This is a genomic window from Nocardioides massiliensis, assembly GCF_030811215.1.
GTDB classification, from domain to species: Bacteria; Actinomycetota; Actinomycetes; order Propionibacteriales; family Nocardioidaceae; genus Nocardioides_A; species Nocardioides_A massiliensis.
Window position 1 is genome coordinate 530,103 of the sequence record NZ_JAUSQM010000001.1, and the last position, 15,898, is coordinate 546,000.

Below are 15,898 nucleotides of genomic sequence, written 5' to 3' on the forward strand. Positions count from 1 at the left end.
GCACTACTCACCATCACCCGAGCACAACGAAAGGGACCCCATGGCACTCCAAGGACTCGAGCTCCACCACGTTGCGTTGCGGATCCGGCCCGGCACCGAGGACGCAACGGAGTCGTTCTTCAGCGAGGTGCTCGGCATTCACCCGGATCCCGGGGCCCGCGAGATTCCCGGGATCCCCCTGTTCTGGATGGACGTTGACACGGCGCAAGTTCACCTGTTCTCCGTCGAGGGGACCTCAGAATATGCCCGGACGTCTGACCGGGATCCTTTCGTCCAGCACGTCGCATTCGGCGTCCCGGATATCGCAGAGGCACGTGCAGAGCTGGAACGCCTCAGTCAGACCTATTGGAGGGTCGGGCGCAACGAAGACCTGCAACTCTTCACCTACGACCCCACCGGCAATATGATCGAGTTGCACCAAGTCGGCACGTGTCGCTGCCAGTCAACCAGCCGGCTTGACCGCGGATGAACGTCACCCAGGAGGTTCGCGGCCACGTCCTCCTCGTCACCCTCAAGCGTCCCGACAAGCGCAACGCGATCAACGCCGACCTCGCCGAGGGGATCGAAGCGGCGCTGGACCGACTCGATGACGATCCCGATCTATGGGCGGGCGTGATCACCGGCGATGGTTCCGTCTTCTCTGCCGGCACAGATCTGGCCACCCCGCCGCAGCCGCAGCCGCGAGGCGGTGAGTATGGCGTGATCCGACGCGATCGATCGACCCCGCTGATCGCCGCCGTCGAAGGCAAGGCGGTGGGCGGCGGCTTCGAGATCGCGTTGGCCTGTGACCTCGTGGTGGCGGGGACGAGCACGCAGTTCTCATTGCCCGAGAGCCGACGAGGTGTGGTCGCGACGAGCGGTGCGCTTTTCCGTGCGGCGCAACGGCTCCCGGCGAATGTGGCCACGGAGATGCTGATCACGGGTGCGCACCTGACGGCGGCAAGAGCTCATGAACTCGGCTTCGTCAACCGAGTTACCCCGGACGGCAGGGCATGTACGACAGCTCTCGAGATCGCCGACCTCATCTGTCAGTCGTCGCCAACGTCAGTGTCCGCAACGCTGCACGCACAACGGGCGAGTCTCGCGGAAGCCGAGCGGCGAGGCTGGGAAGTCACCGCACAAGCAAGGGCCGCTGTCCTCGACTCTCCCAACATGCGGGAGGGAGTCGCTGCGTTCTTCGAGTTACGCGAACCCCGCTGGCTGAGTTTCTGACCCACGTCCCGAAGCATCAGGGCGATAGCACAGACAGATCCACATCGACAACCACCTTTCCGACGATCCGGCGCGCAGCAATAGATTCCAGTCCTGCGGCAACGTCGTCCAGCGTATGCACAGAGCCGATGCGCGGTCGCACCTCTCCTGCCAGATAGCGCTCGAGAATCTCGCGGCGATGCGCAGGGGCCGTGTCCGGCAGGTGCTGCAGCACCGTACGATTCTCGAAACCCATCAGGTGCACGCCCTTGAGCAGTACAAGATTGAGCGGGATCCGCGGGATGTCTCCGGAGGCGAAGCCGACGACGACGTACCGCCCACCCCATCGCATCGCGCGCAAGGCCTGCTCCGCGCTGGGGCCGCCGACCGGATCAATGACGACGTCGACGCCGGCACCCGTGATCTCCTTCAATCGGACCTTCACGTCCTCGCTGGAGTAGTCGATAGTTGCCTCGGCTCCTGCGTCCATGCACTGTGCCAACCGGTCTTGCCCGCGGGCAATTGCGATCGGCCGTGCCCCGAGTGCTCGAGCGATGTCCACAGCAGCCAGGCCCACACCCCCCGCGCTCCCCAGCACCGCGAGCCACTCCCCAGGTTTCAGGTCGGCGAAAGTGCGCAGCGCATGATACGACGTCGTGTAGGTGACGCTGTAGGCCGCCAGCGATCGCGGTTCCACACCGTCGTTCGGCACGGCGGTCACTCGGCAGGCGTCGATCACGATCTGGTCGGCGAGCGCCCCATGGGTGGCCAGGCCGAACACCACGTCCCCTACGGCAATAGTGGTGACGTCGTCGGCGACGTCGAGCACTCGACCGGAAAACTCACAGCCGGGCACGTAGGGCAGTTCTACCGTCGCTTGGTAAGTGCCCGCCATGATCAATAGATCAGGGAAGTTGAGCGCCGCCGCAGCCACCGCTACCCGGACGGCGCCGGACTTGAGCTTTGGTGCCGGAATTTCCTCGATCGTGATGACCTCCGGCCCCCCACGTCGTCTTACCACCGCCGCCCGCATCAGTCCTGCGCCCATCGATCCTGCTCCCATCGATCCTGCTCCCATCATCAACCCAGCCGTCCGTCCGCGGTCGCGACATCGTGCAGGACGCCGAGTCCGTCGATCTTCGCCGCCAAGACATCGTCCTCGCTGAGGAAGCGGCCGTCCCTCAGACCGAGACGGCATGCGGATCGGATCCAGGTAGTGGCGCCGCGCTCAGCCAGCTGTGGCGTGAGGGGGAGACTGAGATGCGCGCTCATGAGGGCGACCACGCCTCCCCCCCATCGACCTTGAGTACAGCACCCGTCGTGTAACCACTGTCGGGACCGACCAGGTAGGCCACCGCACCGACGATCTCCTCGGGTGCCCCGGCACGGCGCAAAGGGATCTCGCGTTCCGCTCGCTCGCTGAACGCGCCCATGTCCCACCCAGCACTGGCATCGGTCAGGAACGGCCCGGCCATCACCGCGTTAACCCGGACCTTAGGACCGCAGGCGTGGGCCATCGCGACTGTGAGCGTGTTCAGCCCGGCTTTGGCGAGCGCGTACGGGATTTGGTGGGCATAAGGGCGGACAGCGGCGATGCTGCTGATGTTGACGATCGCGCCGCCCTCAACCATGGCATTCGAGGCATTGACGCTCAACCGGAACGGGCCCTTGAGGTTGACGGCAATCACCTTGTCGAAGTACTCCTCAGTGACCGCCTCAAGGCTGTCGTAGAGCGGTGACATGCCCGCGTTGTTGACCAGGATGTCCAAGCGCCTGTGATCAGCGATGACCCTCTCGACTAAGGCGTCACACTCCACCCATCGACCGACGTGGCACGCCATTCCGAACGCGGCGCCACCCGTCTCGCGGGCTACGGCGGCCGCAGCCTCGACCGAGCGGTCTCCGTCGCGGCCGGCAACGATGACCGTCGCTCCCCGGGTGGCGAGGCCCGCGGCGATCTGCCGACCGAGCCCCCGGGTGCCGCCAGTGACGAGCGCGACCTTGCCTACCAATGGTCTGATGCTCATGCTCCCGTTACCTCTGGATCCAACAGGCCCTCAAGCGCTGTCAGCGCAGCCTCACGGCGCGTCGGAATGTGGGCAGACGGCCAGATTCCCTCAGGCGCTTCATAGCTCCTCAGCAACACCCGGGCGAGCGTCTGCTGGTGCACCTCCGTCGGCCCGTCGGCAATCCCCAGCACCTCCGCGCGTCCCATCCACTCCACGAAAGGCATCTCCTCGGACACCCCAAGCGCACCATGAAGGTGCATCGCTCGCTGCACAACCCTGCTGAACACACCGGGCATCAGGGCCTTCACGGCGGCGATGTCGCCGCGAACCTTTCGATAGTCTTGGTGTTTGTCGATCAACCAGGCCGTGCGCAGCACCAACAGTCGAAACTGCTCGATCTCGGTCCAACTGTCGGCCACCTGCTGCTGCACCACGCCGAGATCGGCGAGCGACCCACCGCGCGTGGTCCGTGCTACCGCCCGTTCGCACATCGCGTCGAGGGCGGCACGGACCTGGCTGATGGTACGCATGGCGTGATGGATGCGGCCGCCACCGAGCCGCGTCTGGGCGACGGCAAAAGCGGCGCCCTGCTCACCCAGCATCGCGTCGGAGGCAACCCGCACGTCATGGAAACGCAGGTAGCCGTGCGTCCCCTCGCCGGGCTTGTCGGTGCCGACTCCGACGCTGCGAACCAATTCCACGCCAGGAGTTCCCGCTGGCACGAGAAACATTGACATTCGCCGATGAGGTGCGTCTGCATCGGGGTCGGTCACGCACATCACGATCAGGAAAGCCGCGTAGCGCGCGTTGGTCGCGAACCACTTCTCTCCGTTGATCACCCACCAATCGCCGTCCCGCACAGCCGTTGTCGTGAACAGGGTTGGGTCCGCGCCGGCGTGAGGTTCGGTCATGGCGTAGGTAGAGCAGACCTGGCCGTTGAGGAGCGGCTCGAGGAAACGCTTCTTTTGCTCTGCGGTCCCAAAACGCGCAAGGATCTCGGCGTTGCCGGAGTCCGGTGCCTGGCAGCCAAAGACGAGCGGAGCCCAAACAGAGCGACCAATCACCTCGTTCAACAGCGCGAGCCGCATCTGCCCATATCCCTGCCCCCCGAGTTCGGGCCCCAGGTGGCAGGCCCACAGCCCTTGGGCCCGAACCTCGTCCTGCAAGACTCGGACGTAGTCGCGGACCCGCCGGTTGGAAGGATCGAACGGGCTGCCTTGTGTGAGGTCGAGTGGTTCGACCTGGGTGCGGACGAACTCATCAGCCCAGTCCAATTGGGCCTGGTAGCCAGGCTCTGTTTCAAAGGCCCACATCGGCACTCCAGGGGTTGTAGGTCACCGCGGCAAGCAGGCCGCAGGCGCGTTGATGCAGGGTGCGGCCGGTAGACAACGGAACCAGGCCGGCGCGCGCCCGTGCATGCGTGCCCTCCAGCAGTACTGCCAGTCGGTAGGCGGCTAGCACCCGGTACCACGCAAGATCATCTATCGGTCGACCGCTCGCGGTGGCCCACCGGGCCACAACCTCTTCGACGTCGGGCAGGCCAGCCACTTGTACCCGCTCAAAATAGGGCGATCCTTCGACAGGCCAGGTCGCAAGGAGTTGGGCCAGGTCGAGCAGAGGATCCCCGACCGTGGCCAACTCCCAGTCGACAAGCACCACCCCCGTCCCGTCTCGTCGCACTAACACGTTGCCAAGATGAGCATCGCCGTGCAGCAGACCGAGTCGTTCTGTGCTCGGAATGTTGGCTACCAACCACGCATGGGCAGCAGCAGCCCCAGGCAGGCGCTCGGCCTCATCAGTTCCGCCGTCCAACTCGTCGTACGACGAGAGTTGGCGCAGCCAGCGGTCCGGCTGACGCGCCGCCCATGGGCCTGGTCTCACAAAGTCGCCCAGCCCGAAGGCTTCCGGGTCGACACGAGCCAATGCCGCAAACGCGTCGACGGTGTCCAGGCCGGCCATCTGCACCCACGACGGGTCGCTGGACCACGGCTCCGGCACGGGACCCCACAAGGAGAATCCGTCGACATATTCGGCTACATGGAAGGCGGCACCGAGGACGTCAGTCCCCGCGCAGGATGCAAGCAGACGTGGGTGAGGCACGTCGGTGGATCCGAGTGCTGTGACGATCCGCGCCTCGCGCCGCGCCACTTGGTCGCTCTCCGGGCGCTTGTTCACAGGAGGCCGACGCAGCACCCGCCGGTGACCGTCCAGAGTGAAGGCCAGCAGGATGTTCTGCGTGCCTCCAGACACGAGCTCGACGGCGGTCACCGGGCCAACGCCGACGCCTGTGGCCCGCAGCCACCACTCGAGGGTCGCGATGTCAACCAATCCGCTGCCGGGCTGAGGCGGCCTCAACGGACATGACGGCGTCGACGGCCGGCTTCAGCGCGCGGAATAGCTGCGAGGAGCTGGCGCGTGTAGTCCTCCTGCGGATCGGCGAACAGTTCCTCGACCGGGCGGTTCTCCACGAGTCGTCCGCTGCGCATGACGGCCACGTCGTCCGCGATGACCTGCACGAGTGACATGTCATGAGTGACGAATAGGTAGGCCAGGCCCAGGTCCTCTTGAAGATCGGTCAGCAGGTTGAGCACTTGGGCGCGGATGGACATGTCGAGCGCAGCCACAGGCTCGTCGCACACGATCAGCTTGGGCTCCAACGTTAACGCTCGCGCGATGGAGATGCGCTGCAGTTGACCGCCGGAGAGCTGGGCCGGGTAACGCGCCATGTGGGAACTTCCGAGGCCGACGCGCTCGAGAAGTTCAGCAGCACGCTCCATCCGTTCGTCGCGTGGCGTCTTGAAGTGCACGAAGAGTGGCTCCGCGATGGATTCGCCGACAGAGATCCGTGGATCCAGACATCCGAATGGATCTTGGAAGATCATTTGCATGTACCGCCGTTGCGCCGTCAGCCGCTTGCGGTCGAGTGCCCGTACATCAACGCCGTCGAAGACGACGGTCCCAGCATCCGGCTCGATCAGACGAAGAATTAACCGTCCAGTGGTCGACTTTCCGGCCCCTGACTCACCGACAAGCGCAAGCGTCTTTCCGGCTTCGAGCGTGAAACTCACATCATCAACTGCCCGGTGGAGAATTCCCGTGCGCCCTTTGAAATCCTTAACGAGTCCCTTGACTTCCAGAAGGTTCACAGCTTAGCCACCTCCTTCTCAAGAGCCTCGACACGATTGCAGCGAGAGTGCCGCCCGCCGGGCAAGGCCAACAGCGGGACATCATCGCGGCAGCACACGGACTCGACCGCGAGCGAGCAACGGGGATGAAAACGGCAGCCTTCGGGCATGCTGTCCATCGGCGGCACCCGACCCGGGATCGCCACGAGGCGCCGCCCCTGCCCAATCCGCGGAATCGATCTCAACAAACTCAGCGAGTACGGATGCTTTGGAGATGTCAGCAGCTCGCTCGTGGTTGCCGTCTCGACGACCTCACCTGCGTACATCACCGCCACTCGATCGCTGATCTCCGCCACAACGCCCAGGTCGTGCGAAATGAACACGATTCCGATGCCGAGATCGTGCTGCAACTCAACCAGCAGATCCAAGATCGCGGACTGCACGGTAACGTCCAGGGCCGTCGTCGGTTCGTCAGCGATGAGCACCTTCGGAGAGCACGCCAGTGCCATGGCGATCATGACCCGCTGAGCCATGCCGCCGGAGAAGGTGTGCGGGTATTCCGATGCACGTCGTTCGGGGTCCCTGATCTTGACCCGAGCCAGCATGTCCACGGCGACCTGCCGTGCTTCGGACCTGGAGGACCCGCGGTGTCGGCGTACCGATTCGGCGATCTGTTCACCGACCGTGAATGAGGGGTCGAGACTCCGAATCGGCTGCTGGAAGACCATGCCGATCTTTTCGCCATGCACCCTCCGCCACTGACGCGCGCTGAGGCCAGTGACATCCGTGCCGTCCAGACGAATCGATCCGGCGCTCACACGGCCGCCCTGATGCCCGACGAGGCCCATCACGGCCAACGAGGTGACCGACTTCCCGGACCCGGATTCACCAACCAATCCCAGCGTCTCGCCAGCGTGCAGCACGAAGCTCACGTCCTTCACCACGGTGACCTCGTCGGCGCCCTTGCCGAACGAGACGCTCAAGCCGTCGACCTCGAGGAGCCGGCTTTCCGGTTCGCTCATTTGCCTGCCTTCCCAGTGTTTCGACGCACTCCCAGCGCATCGCGTAGTCCGTCGCCCAACGTTTGCAGCGCGAGAACCGTCACAAGCATCGCGACGCCAGGGGCAATCAGGAGCGTTGGTGCGGTCGTCATGAAACGGGATCCGGTCTGGATCAACGTTCCCCAACTCGCGTCCGGCGGACGGGCACCAATGCCAAGGAAGCTAATGCTGGCCTCGGCCAGGATCGCCATTCCGAGCATCACCGAGACCTGCACGATGATCGGCGAAGCGGCATTAGGCAGCACGTGATGCCACATGATCCGCTGCGTCCCGCAGCCGATGGAGCGGCTCGCCTCGATGAACGGCGATTCGCGCACCTCCGCCGTCGAGGCACGCGCGACGCGGTAGAAACGAGGCGCCAAGGTGAGACCCACGGCAATCATCGCGTTGCTGAGTCCAGGGCCGAGCGCCGCGACGATGGTCAGCGCCAGCACCAAGGTCGGCACAGCCATCATGCCATCGTTGAACCAACTAAGGACCGCGTCCACGCGGCCGCGGACGTACCCCCCAATGAGACCCAGCGGTATGCCCAGCGCCATCGCGACACCAACAGCCTCCAGCGAGGCAAGGATGGAGAGACGTGACCCGTAGATGAGTCGGCTCAACTGATCACGGCCGAACTCGTCAGTGCCGAGCCAGTGGCTGCCGCTCGGCCCCTCCAGTCGGCGAAGCAAGTCCTGCTGGGCCGGATCGTACGGCGCCACCCAAGGCGCCAGAATCGACACCAGCGCCAATGCCATGAGTACGGTGAGCGCCACCATCGACCACCAGTCACGCCGAAGACGTCGCCAGGTGGAGGGGCGTTCGTACGTCACCGGTTCGGCTGCGCTGACGCTTTGACGGTTCGCAATACTCATGCCGCTGCTCTCATCTTCGGGCTAAGGATCGGGTAACTCAGATCGACCAATAGATTCACGACGACGACCATGACCGTTGTGAGCAAGGTGATGCCAAGCAGCACCGGGATGTCGCCCTGGAGCACAGATCGCACCGCCAACGAACCGATTCCATGAATGTTGAACACCTGCTCGACGACCACAGTGCTGCCGACCGCTTGGCTGATGCGAACACCCAGGACGGTGACCACGGGGATCGAAGCATTACGCAAGCCATGCTTGCCGATCACAGAGAAGGCGCCCAACCCCTTCGCCCGCGTGGCCAGCATGTAGTCGGTGGCCATGACGTCCAGCAGCGAACCACGGAGTTGGCGAGCCATCTCTGCGGCCGGAATGCCCGCCATCGCGATGGCCGGGAGGAGAAGGTGTCTCAGCCACTCTCCCGGATCTTCGGAGAACCGTACGTACCCCACCGCGGGAAGCACACCCATATTCAGCGCGAAAACCAGGACCAGGAGGAGGCCGATCCAGAAGGGCGGCGCTGCTAGCAGTACGGAGGACAGGAGAGTCACCAGACGGTCAGGCCAACGTCCCGGGTTCAACGCAGCCAACAGACCGGCTAACAACCCGACGCCAATCGCGACCACCATCGACACAGCCAGCAACGACAAGGTCACCGGCAGCCGCGTCACCAACATGTCCGTTACCTGCTGGTTCGTACCCAGACTGGTACCGAAGTCCCCACGGAGCACTCCGCCCACCCAGTCGAGATAGCGCGTGGGCAAGGATCCGTCCAGACCGAGCTCGGCACGAACCGCCTCGATCTGCGCTGGCGTCGCGCTCTCGCCCGCCAGTCGCTCCGCGGCGTCCCCGGGAGACAGATCCATGAGGGCGAAGATCAGCATCGAAATCATCAGCAACAGCGGTATGGCTCCAAGCACCCGGAGTCCAGCCGAACGCAGCATTAGGCGGCCCATGCCGCCTGTCGCCCGAGGCAGAGACGGAGCCCTGGTGGTGATGCGCATTTATCGGTCCCTCTCTGCCGTCGCCCTCGCGACGAGATTCAGTGCGGCGCGACTGCCGGCAACAACTCTGCGCTCCATGGTACACAGATCATGCACTTTTAGTATCTTTTGTATCATGTGTCGGAGATTCTTCTAGCCCCTCTCCAGCTCGAGTCTTCCGTCTCTGCGATCCGTCGCAGTTGGTCTGCGCTCAACGGCATGTCCCGGACCCGGAAGCCCGTCGCATCGAACAGCGCATTTGCTATCGCGGCGGCTGTCGGCCCCGACACAATCTCTCCGGCTCCCAAGAAGGGTTTGCCAGGATGATCCAGAAGCACGGTCGTGAACGCCGGAACGTCGGTAAATCGTACGATCGGATAAGAGTCCCAGTCGACACTCGTCACCCTGGTGCGATCGAACTTGACGGACTCCTTCATCGTCCAGCTCATGGACTGGAGGGCGCCGCCTTCGAGTTGATTGATGAGCCCATTGGGATCAACGACCTCGCCACAATCGGCCGCGATCACAACCCTGTCAACGACGGGCTTTGCGGCCTCGTCGTCAACGTGCAGGTGGACTACCACAGCGGCATATCCTGAGCTGTTCTTGTAGCGCGCAAGTCCAACCCCTGAGCCCACTCCGTACTCTGCAGTTGGCTCACCATCCCATTCGGCGGCGTTCGCGGCGGCTTCCAGGACGGCACGAGCTCGCAGGTCGTCAAGATGACGAAGTCGAAAATCGATCGGTGACACATGCAGCCCCGCAGCAAGCTCATCCATGAATGACTCGATTGCGAAGACATTCGCATGCGCACCCAACGCTCGCATTGACGACGTACGCAACGGCGTCTGTGGCACGAAGTGCTTGACGATCACCTTTTCGTCGAACCTGTAGATCGGGTCCGCGTTGCGATGAATTCCGACCTCGGCACCGAGGAAGGGGCGGGGCGGGTCAAGGGGCGTCGGCGGATCGAGATGGCAGCCAGCCAACAGATTGGGGCCCCCACGAACCATGGGCCTCATGACATGGGTGGTCCCCCAGGCGTGGTGGCTCCATCGCACAATTTTCCCAGACTCGTCGAGCACTGCTGCCAGCTCGACCAGGGCCGGAGGACCATAGGGCTCCCACTGGTGTTCGTCGGAACGCGACCACTGCAGGAGAACCGGCCGTCCCGGCACAGCCATGGCCAGAAGGGACGCGTCTAGTGCAGCGTCGTCGGTGCCGTCGTGGCCGTAACAGCCGGAACCCACGACGTGACGGACACGAACTCGTTCCACAGGGATTTCGAGCACCGCCGCCACCGCCGTCCTCAAGGCGAAGATCCCCTGGCTGTTGGACCAGACCACTAGATGCTCGTCCTCCCACAGCGCCATCGCCGCCGCGGGGCCGATCGAGCCATGCATGACGAAAGGCCGCGAGTACGAAGCGACGTGCGTCCACTCGTATGGTTCCTCGGGAACAGGCGCGTCGAGTGCCATCCCGTCGACCACGGGGAAGGCCTGGCTCTCCTGCTGGCGCAGCCAAGCTTTCGTCTCAACGTCTGCTGGCAGAGTCTCACTCTCCGCCCACCGGGTAGACCGACGCAGCGCCTCGGCTCCCGTGATTGCCTGTTCCTCCTGCTCGGCAACCACTCCTAGGAAGCTTCCCCGGCGGACCACGGTGAGGATGCCGGGCAGGTTCCGAGCCGTTTCGGTGCTGCACTCGAGGAGTCTGGCGCCCGGACTCGGCGGACGAACCACTCGCCCGAAGACCTGACCAACGTGTCTAAGATCGTTCACGAATCGGGTGCCTCCCGTGACCAGACCGACGAGGTCGGCACGAGGAGCGTCAGTTCTGCCGACGATCCGATGTACATCGGCCCCCTTCGGAGCCAAGCGACCATCCGCCGTACGCTCTAACCGTCGGCCACCCATCAGGTCCCAGTAGGTGGTGGTGGCCCCCGTCAGCTGACTGACGACCGTGCCGTCACGGACGTCCAGCGCCTCGACGGACTCGCCCAGTTCCGCGCTGGCCAAGGACAGAAGCCACCCGCGCACCTCCGCAGCGGCCTGTCGAACCGCTGCGCCACTCTCGACGACGGACATGCTGCCTGCGGTGTACCCCTCCTCCGGGCTGTGGGCGGTGTCGGCGGGCTCAACGCGCACCCGCTCAACGCGCACGTCGAGCTCCTCCGCTGCGATCCGGGCGATGGCGGCGAGGATGCCTTGGCCGAGTTCCACTTTGCCGGTGAAGATCGTGACCGTGTCGGCCGTGTCGATCCGCACCCAATTGTCCAAATTTGGCTGCCGCGCGAGGCTTGTGGGCAGCGTGACCCCTGCTCGTTGCTCCGTCATGGTTGCGCCCGGTCACGAGCAGCCCGCTGGACGGCCCTAATGATTCGCGGATGAGAACCACAGCGGCACAGGTGTGGCTCGAGGGCAGCACGGATCTGGGCCTCGGTCGGTTGATCGACCTCGTTGAGCAGAGCAACCGAGGCGATAATCATTCCAGGCGTGCAATAGCCGCACTGCGCCGCCCCTTCGGCAATGAACGCTCGCTGAACCGAATGCAGATCTGGTCCTTCGGAAAGTCCCTCCACTGTGACGATCTGCTTGTCGACGAATGCGTTAACGGCGGTCGAGCATGACGGCACCGCGCGACCGTCGACCAGGACCACGCAGGCACGGCATTGTTCGAGCCCACAACCGAACTTGGTGCCCGTCAGCCCCAGATAGTTGCGGAGCACCTGCAGCAAGACCGTATTCGGTGTGACGCGAACCATTCGCGTCACACCGTTGACTTCCAGCTGAATGTCGTCAGCCATAGTCCACTCCGTGGCGATGAGGCTCACTCACGGCAAGGCGGAAGAGGGTAGCCGCCGTACCACCGAGCACTGCAGAAGCTTCCTGGTCCGTCTCGAAATGTCCCCGGACGTCCGCTACGGCTCGCCCGACCGCACCACGCGAAGGGTGATCGCTGCCCAACACGAGACGGTCCGCTCCCAGGGTGGCGATGGCGCACCGCATGGCAGGCGGATGGTATGAACATGTGTCCACGAAAAGTCGGTGCCGCAAGTAATAGACCAGGTCATGTTCGGCCGACCCAGTGCCGAAGTCGACGAACCGCTGAGTGAGATACGGAAGAACGCCGCCCAGGTGCGGAACGACGACATTGAGGTCAGGTACCCGATCCAGGACTCCGGACAGCACCAGTCGCGCCGCGGCCAAACTACTGGTGACCACCGGCGAGAGACTCGCATCGAGCATCCAATCGTCAAGAGTCTCGACGCCCGACTCCACCGCGGGATGAAGGACGACCGGCAGACCGAGTTCAGCAGCCCGAGCAAGCACCTCTTCGCTCCGGTCCGGCGCGACATCGCGTGAACCGATATTCGAGATCAGCTGCACGCCGGCGACACCCGGATCACCGCCGAACCGGTCGAGTTCCGCGAGTGACGCCGCGACTGCTGGGAGCGGCAGCGAAATCAGCGCCCTGATCCGACCGTTGCTGCGAGCCGCGGTATCCGCCAGTGCGTCATTCATCTCGCTGGCGACCCGCTCTGAGATCTGCTGATGCACAAAGTTTGCACCGGGCGGCGGAAGCGAGATCAGCGCGACGTCGACACCGCCCATGTCGAGATCGGCGATCTTCTCGGCGAGAGACTCCTCGGGCGCCTTTCGACGTGCCTCGGCGGCCGAGCGCACGGACAGCGAGAATCGGCGGCGAAACTCCGGATCGCGTTCAGCCGCCGCAAGCATGAGCTCGACATAGCCAGGCGGGCGCCAGTGGCTGTGGGTGTCGATGACTTGTCTCGTTGCCAAACCCACTGCCTGATCCGTGACATGTTCGACGGCCATTGGAGTACCTGATTTCTACTTGCGCTGGTCAGATCGAAAGGGTGGCGCCACCGCTCACCCGGTAGGTCTCACCCGTGATGAAGCTCGCCTCGTCCGAGCACAGGAACAGGAGCATGTTGACAATGTCGTCGACCGCCCCCAACCGATGAATGAGCTGACGCTCGTTGACGATCTCGTCGACGAACGATGCAGCGAGATCTGCCACGGCTGCCTCGGTCGCCACCAGCCCGGGAGCGATGGCATTGCAACGGATTCCGGCATCCGCCAACTCGTGTGCGAATGCGATGGTGACACCACGAACGGCCAACTTTGACACGCCGTAGGGACTGGTAGACGGGTAGCTACCCATCGACGAGATGTTGACGATGGAGCCACCGCCACGTGTGCGCATCGACGTCGCGCAGGCCAGGGTGCAGTTGACGGCGCCGATGACGTTTACGTCGAACATCGCCCTTACGTCCGCGCGTGGCTGCGCGGAGAAGGGCCTGTTGTATCGCGCGAGGTGCATGCCGGCGTTGTTAACCAAGATGTCTATGCCCCCCGCTTGGGACACAGCGCTCGCGACGGCGGCGTCGACACTTGACTCGTCGGCGACGTCGCACCCGACGGCCAGGACATTAAGCCCTTCTGCCTGGAGTTGCTCTGCGGCGACCTGCGCGGCATGCACATCGATGTCGGCAAGTACCGCGATGGCGCCTTCACCTGCCAGCGCCGCACCGAAAGCGCGGCCGAGTCCTTGTGCGCCTCCAGTGATGAACGCGACTTTTCCAGCGTGAGGCTTTGGCAACTTAACTCCTTGCTGAGCTCTGGGCACGCACGCGATGACGTCCCGACCCGGGGAGGGAAGCGATGGCCCCTCCCCGAGCCCGGATTGGCCCGGAGTGGCTCAGTCCGCAGTGGCACGCGCGAGGAACCGGGCGTCGAACATGCCCGTCCATGCGAGCGAGAAGTCCTCGTCACCAACAGCATCCGTAGGGAACAGATACATCGTCGGCTGGAAACAGATGGGCAGGTACCATTGCTCATCTGAGAAGAGGCTGGAGATCTCTCGATAGTTCGCATCGCGAGCGGCCGCGTCCAGGGCCGGGTCCACACCCTTGACAGCTAGGTCCCTGAGCTTGTCGGCTGCGTCCCCACTGGCGAGGTTGTAGACCCCGAGCAGGTTGTTTGCGATCGTCAGGCTCGGATCCGACTCTCCGTTGATCACGTGCAGGTAGGCGTCACGATCATTGTTGCGGAATTGCACGGTTGCTTCGGTCGACTGCACGGGAGCAATCTCCATCTCCACGCCTACGTCGGCCAACTGGGTCTGCACCACCTGGGCGATTTCCTGCTGAGGGGACAGACCGGTGTTGACGACCGCCTCGAACTTGAAGCCACCGGCTAGGCCAGCATCGGCCAACAGCTGCTCGGCTTTCTCAGGGTCGTACTCGTAGACGGAATCCAGAGCATCATCGTGCCCAATCATTCCCTTCGGCCAAGGTTGCGCCGTCGCTGTGCACTCACCGTCGAGCAATTGCTCGGAGATCGCCTCGCGATCGATCGCGTAGGACAGCGCGTGGCGTACCTCGGGATTCGCAAACTCCGATCGATCAGAGCGCAGCATCAGAGCGTAATGAAGAGGTGAGTCGTACATGCGCAACACATGACTACCGGAGTCCTCCAAGGCCTGCGCCTCAACCATCTGATCCTGCTTGATGGTTATAACGTCGACAGCGCCGGACTGCAGTGCTGCCATGCGAGTCTGCGATTCGGGAATTCCGATGATCTGCAGCTCAGCCAGCTGCCCCGCACCCTCCTGCCAGTGATTCTCGACAGACTTGAACGTGGCACTCTCGCTTGGCTTGAACTCGGTCACCTCATACGGGCCGGACCCTGCCCCCGCGGGATCGAGGCCAATCTCGCGCGTCTCAGCAATAGCCGGGTTGATGACCGCACCAGCCATCGTGGCAAGACGGTTCGGCAACGCACTGTCCGGTTCGGCCAGCGTCAAGCTTACTGTCGAGTCATCGACTACCTCGACCTCGGAGATGTTGCTGAGCAGGTTGGCAACCGTCGAGCCAGTCAGGGTCTGGCCACGCTCAAGGGAGAACTTCACCGCCTCCGCATTGACAGGTGCGCCGTCATGGAACTCGGCGTCCGTCCGCAACTTGATCGTCAACTCAAGGCCGTCCGTGGAGAACTCCCACGATTCCGCGAGCATCGGCTGGACAGTCCAGTCCGAGTTCAAGGCGAACAATCTGTCGTAGATCACGTGCAGGAACGTCCTATCCGGCGGCGTCTCCTTGTGCGGGTCGAGTTGTGACGCGTAGGTCGTATATCCGATCTTGAGGACTCCGGCCGGGTCGACCGCGCCATCGTCACCTGCGTTTGAAGGGCTGGAACTCTGTGACCCCGAGCAAGCGGCCAGCATGAGCCCTGCAGCGAAGACCGCCACCCCTTGGCTCAGACGAGAAATGCGCATCAACTCTCCCTCTTCCAGTGTTCAGTGTCTGTCATCGACCTTCGGAGAAGCTCCGGTCCTGAATCTACGGGAACTAGAACAGTTTGTACAGATACTTTTATATCTGTATCTTCGAGTTGCCCGGGCGAGCCCGACCAGCCCCTTCCCTCGGGGCCGGCACCGTGGCGCGAACCCGGCGCGGTGCCACCAGAGCCGATGTGCGGCGCTGCGCCAGTCCAGAAGCCGGCGGCGCGCACAACGACCCGGGGAGCGCCGAGACAGATCGAACAGTTATAGTCGATATGCATTGTTGCCGATTGTGGGAGATAACTATGCGCGTAGAGGTGAACCACAGCTTGCGTCGCGTCCACGCCCGATGCGCAGCCCTCGTCG

General features: G+C 63.8%; 15 protein-coding genes. 2 read left to right on the forward strand and 13 right to left on the reverse strand.

The annotated features are described in order from the left end of the window. Positions 1-40 precede the first annotated feature (40 nt). Together J2S59_RS02820 and J2S59_RS02825 are read left to right on the forward strand one after the other, a co-directional pair. Positions 41-469, forward strand: a complete 429-nt coding sequence (locus J2S59_RS02820; RefSeq protein WP_068124743.1) for a VOC family protein — start codon at positions 41-43, stop codon at positions 467-469. Beyond that, positions 466-1,212 carry an enoyl-CoA hydratase-related protein gene (locus J2S59_RS02825; RefSeq protein ID WP_068124741.1) on the forward strand — a complete coding sequence of 249 codons (747 nt, stop codon included), beginning with the start codon at positions 466-468 and terminating at the stop codon, positions 1,210-1,212. The genes J2S59_RS02820 and J2S59_RS02825 overlap by 4 nt, the downstream gene beginning before the upstream one ends. Before the next feature lie 16 nt (positions 1,213-1,228). Here J2S59_RS02825 and J2S59_RS02830 read toward each other — a convergent pair whose 3' ends face one another. The 13 genes from J2S59_RS02830 to J2S59_RS02890 form a co-directional block, all read right to left on the reverse strand. Then, on the reverse strand, positions 1,229-2,239 hold the full coding sequence (locus tag J2S59_RS02830) for an NADPH:quinone oxidoreductase family protein (RefSeq protein ID WP_220138626.1): 1,011 nt from the start codon (positions 2,237-2,239) through the stop codon (positions 1,229-1,231). A gap of 220 nt (positions 2,240-2,459) precedes the next feature. Beyond that, the gene (locus J2S59_RS02835) at positions 2,460-3,218 is read right to left on the reverse strand and encodes an SDR family NAD(P)-dependent oxidoreductase (protein ID WP_068124736.1); all 759 of its coding nucleotides are present in this window, start codon (positions 3,216-3,218) and stop codon (positions 2,460-2,462) included. Beyond that, entirely contained in the window at positions 3,215-4,513 is a 1,299-nt protein-coding gene (locus J2S59_RS02840; protein WP_068124734.1) for an acyl-CoA dehydrogenase family protein, read from the reverse strand. Before J2S59_RS02840 ends, J2S59_RS02835 begins: the two co-directional genes overlap by 4 nt. Next, the gene (locus J2S59_RS02845) at positions 4,500-5,468 is read right to left on the reverse strand and encodes a phosphotransferase family protein (protein WP_306824787.1); all 969 of its coding nucleotides are present in this window, start codon (positions 5,466-5,468) and stop codon (positions 4,500-4,502) included. The genes J2S59_RS02840 and J2S59_RS02845 overlap by 14 nt, the downstream gene beginning before the upstream one ends. Positions 5,469-5,551: 83 nt before the next feature. After that, entirely contained in the window at positions 5,552-6,346 is a 795-nt protein-coding gene (locus J2S59_RS02850) for an ATP-binding cassette domain-containing protein (protein ID WP_181642289.1), read from the reverse strand. Next, positions 6,343-7,347 (reverse strand): ABC transporter ATP-binding protein, encoded by a 1,005-nt coding sequence (locus tag J2S59_RS02855; protein ID WP_068122735.1) that lies wholly within the window; start codon positions 7,345-7,347, stop codon positions 6,343-6,345. Before J2S59_RS02855 ends, J2S59_RS02850 begins: the two co-directional genes overlap by 4 nt. After that, on the reverse strand, positions 7,344-8,243 hold the full coding sequence (locus J2S59_RS02860; RefSeq protein ID WP_068122732.1) for an ABC transporter permease: 900 nt from the start codon (positions 8,241-8,243) through the stop codon (positions 7,344-7,346). Before J2S59_RS02860 ends, J2S59_RS02855 begins: the two co-directional genes overlap by 4 nt. Beyond that, positions 8,240-9,247 carry an ABC transporter permease gene (locus J2S59_RS02865; RefSeq protein ID WP_220138543.1) on the reverse strand — a complete coding sequence of 336 codons (1,008 nt, stop codon included), beginning with the start codon at positions 9,245-9,247 and terminating at the stop codon, positions 8,240-8,242. Before J2S59_RS02865 ends, J2S59_RS02860 begins: the two co-directional genes overlap by 4 nt. 113 nt (positions 9,248-9,360) lie before the next feature. Continuing rightward, positions 9,361-11,490, reverse strand: coding sequence for a xanthine dehydrogenase family protein molybdopterin-binding subunit (locus J2S59_RS02870; protein ID WP_068122728.1), 2,130 nt, complete (start codon positions 11,488-11,490; stop codon positions 9,361-9,363). A 65-nt stretch (positions 11,491-11,555) separates the two neighbouring features. Beyond that, positions 11,556-12,029 (reverse strand): (2Fe-2S)-binding protein, encoded by a 474-nt coding sequence (locus tag J2S59_RS02875; protein ID WP_181642287.1) that lies wholly within the window; start codon positions 12,027-12,029, stop codon positions 11,556-11,558. After that, complete coding sequence (locus tag J2S59_RS02880) at positions 12,022-13,062, reverse strand: amidohydrolase family protein (RefSeq protein WP_068122725.1); 1,041 nt, start codon at positions 13,060-13,062, stop codon at positions 12,022-12,024. Before J2S59_RS02880 ends, J2S59_RS02875 begins: the two co-directional genes overlap by 8 nt. 28 nt (positions 13,063-13,090) lie before the next feature. Then, positions 13,091-13,849, reverse strand: coding sequence for an SDR family NAD(P)-dependent oxidoreductase (locus tag J2S59_RS02885; protein WP_220138542.1), 759 nt, complete (start codon positions 13,847-13,849; stop codon positions 13,091-13,093). Positions 13,850-13,948: 99 nt separating this feature from the next. Then, positions 13,949-15,526, reverse strand: a complete 1,578-nt coding sequence (locus tag J2S59_RS02890) for an ABC transporter substrate-binding protein (protein WP_181642285.1) — start codon at positions 15,524-15,526, stop codon at positions 13,949-13,951. Between the last annotated feature and the right edge of the window lie 372 nt (positions 15,527-15,898).

Bases quoted from the DNA above. Each gene is read 5' to 3' on its own strand.
- J2S59_RS02820 (WP_068124743.1), top strand. From the start codon at position 41: ATGGCACTCCAAGGACTCGAGCTCCACCACGTTGCGTTGCGGATCCGG.
- J2S59_RS02825 (WP_068124741.1), top strand. From the start codon at position 466: ATGAACGTCACCCAGGAGGTTCGCGGCCACGTCCTCCTCGTCACCCTC.
- J2S59_RS02830 (WP_220138626.1), bottom strand. From the start codon at position 2,239: ATGGGCGCAGGACTGATGCGGGCGGCGGTGGTAAGACGACGTGGGGGG.
- J2S59_RS02835 (WP_068124736.1), bottom strand. From the start codon at position 3,218: ATGAGCATCAGACCATTGGTAGGCAAGGTCGCGCTCGTCACTGGCGGC.
- J2S59_RS02840 (WP_068124734.1), bottom strand. From the start codon at position 4,513: ATGTGGGCCTTTGAAACAGAGCCTGGCTACCAGGCCCAATTGGACTGG.
- J2S59_RS02855 (WP_068122735.1), bottom strand. From the start codon at position 7,347: ATGAGCGAACCGGAAAGCCGGCTCCTCGAGGTCGACGGCTTGAGCGTC.
- J2S59_RS02860 (WP_068122732.1), bottom strand. From the start codon at position 8,243: ATGAGTATTGCGAACCGTCAAAGCGTCAGCGCAGCCGAACCGGTGACG.
- J2S59_RS02865 (WP_220138543.1), bottom strand. From the start codon at position 9,247: ATGCGCATCACCACCAGGGCTCCGTCTCTGCCTCGGGCGACAGGCGGC.
- J2S59_RS02875 (WP_181642287.1), bottom strand. From the start codon at position 12,029: ATGGCTGACGACATTCAGCTGGAAGTCAACGGTGTGACGCGAATGGTT.
- J2S59_RS02880 (WP_068122725.1), bottom strand. From the start codon at position 13,062: ATGGCCGTCGAACATGTCACGGATCAGGCAGTGGGTTTGGCAACGAGA.
- J2S59_RS02890 (WP_181642285.1), bottom strand. From the start codon at position 15,526: ATGCGCATTTCTCGTCTGAGCCAAGGGGTGGCGGTCTTCGCTGCAGGG.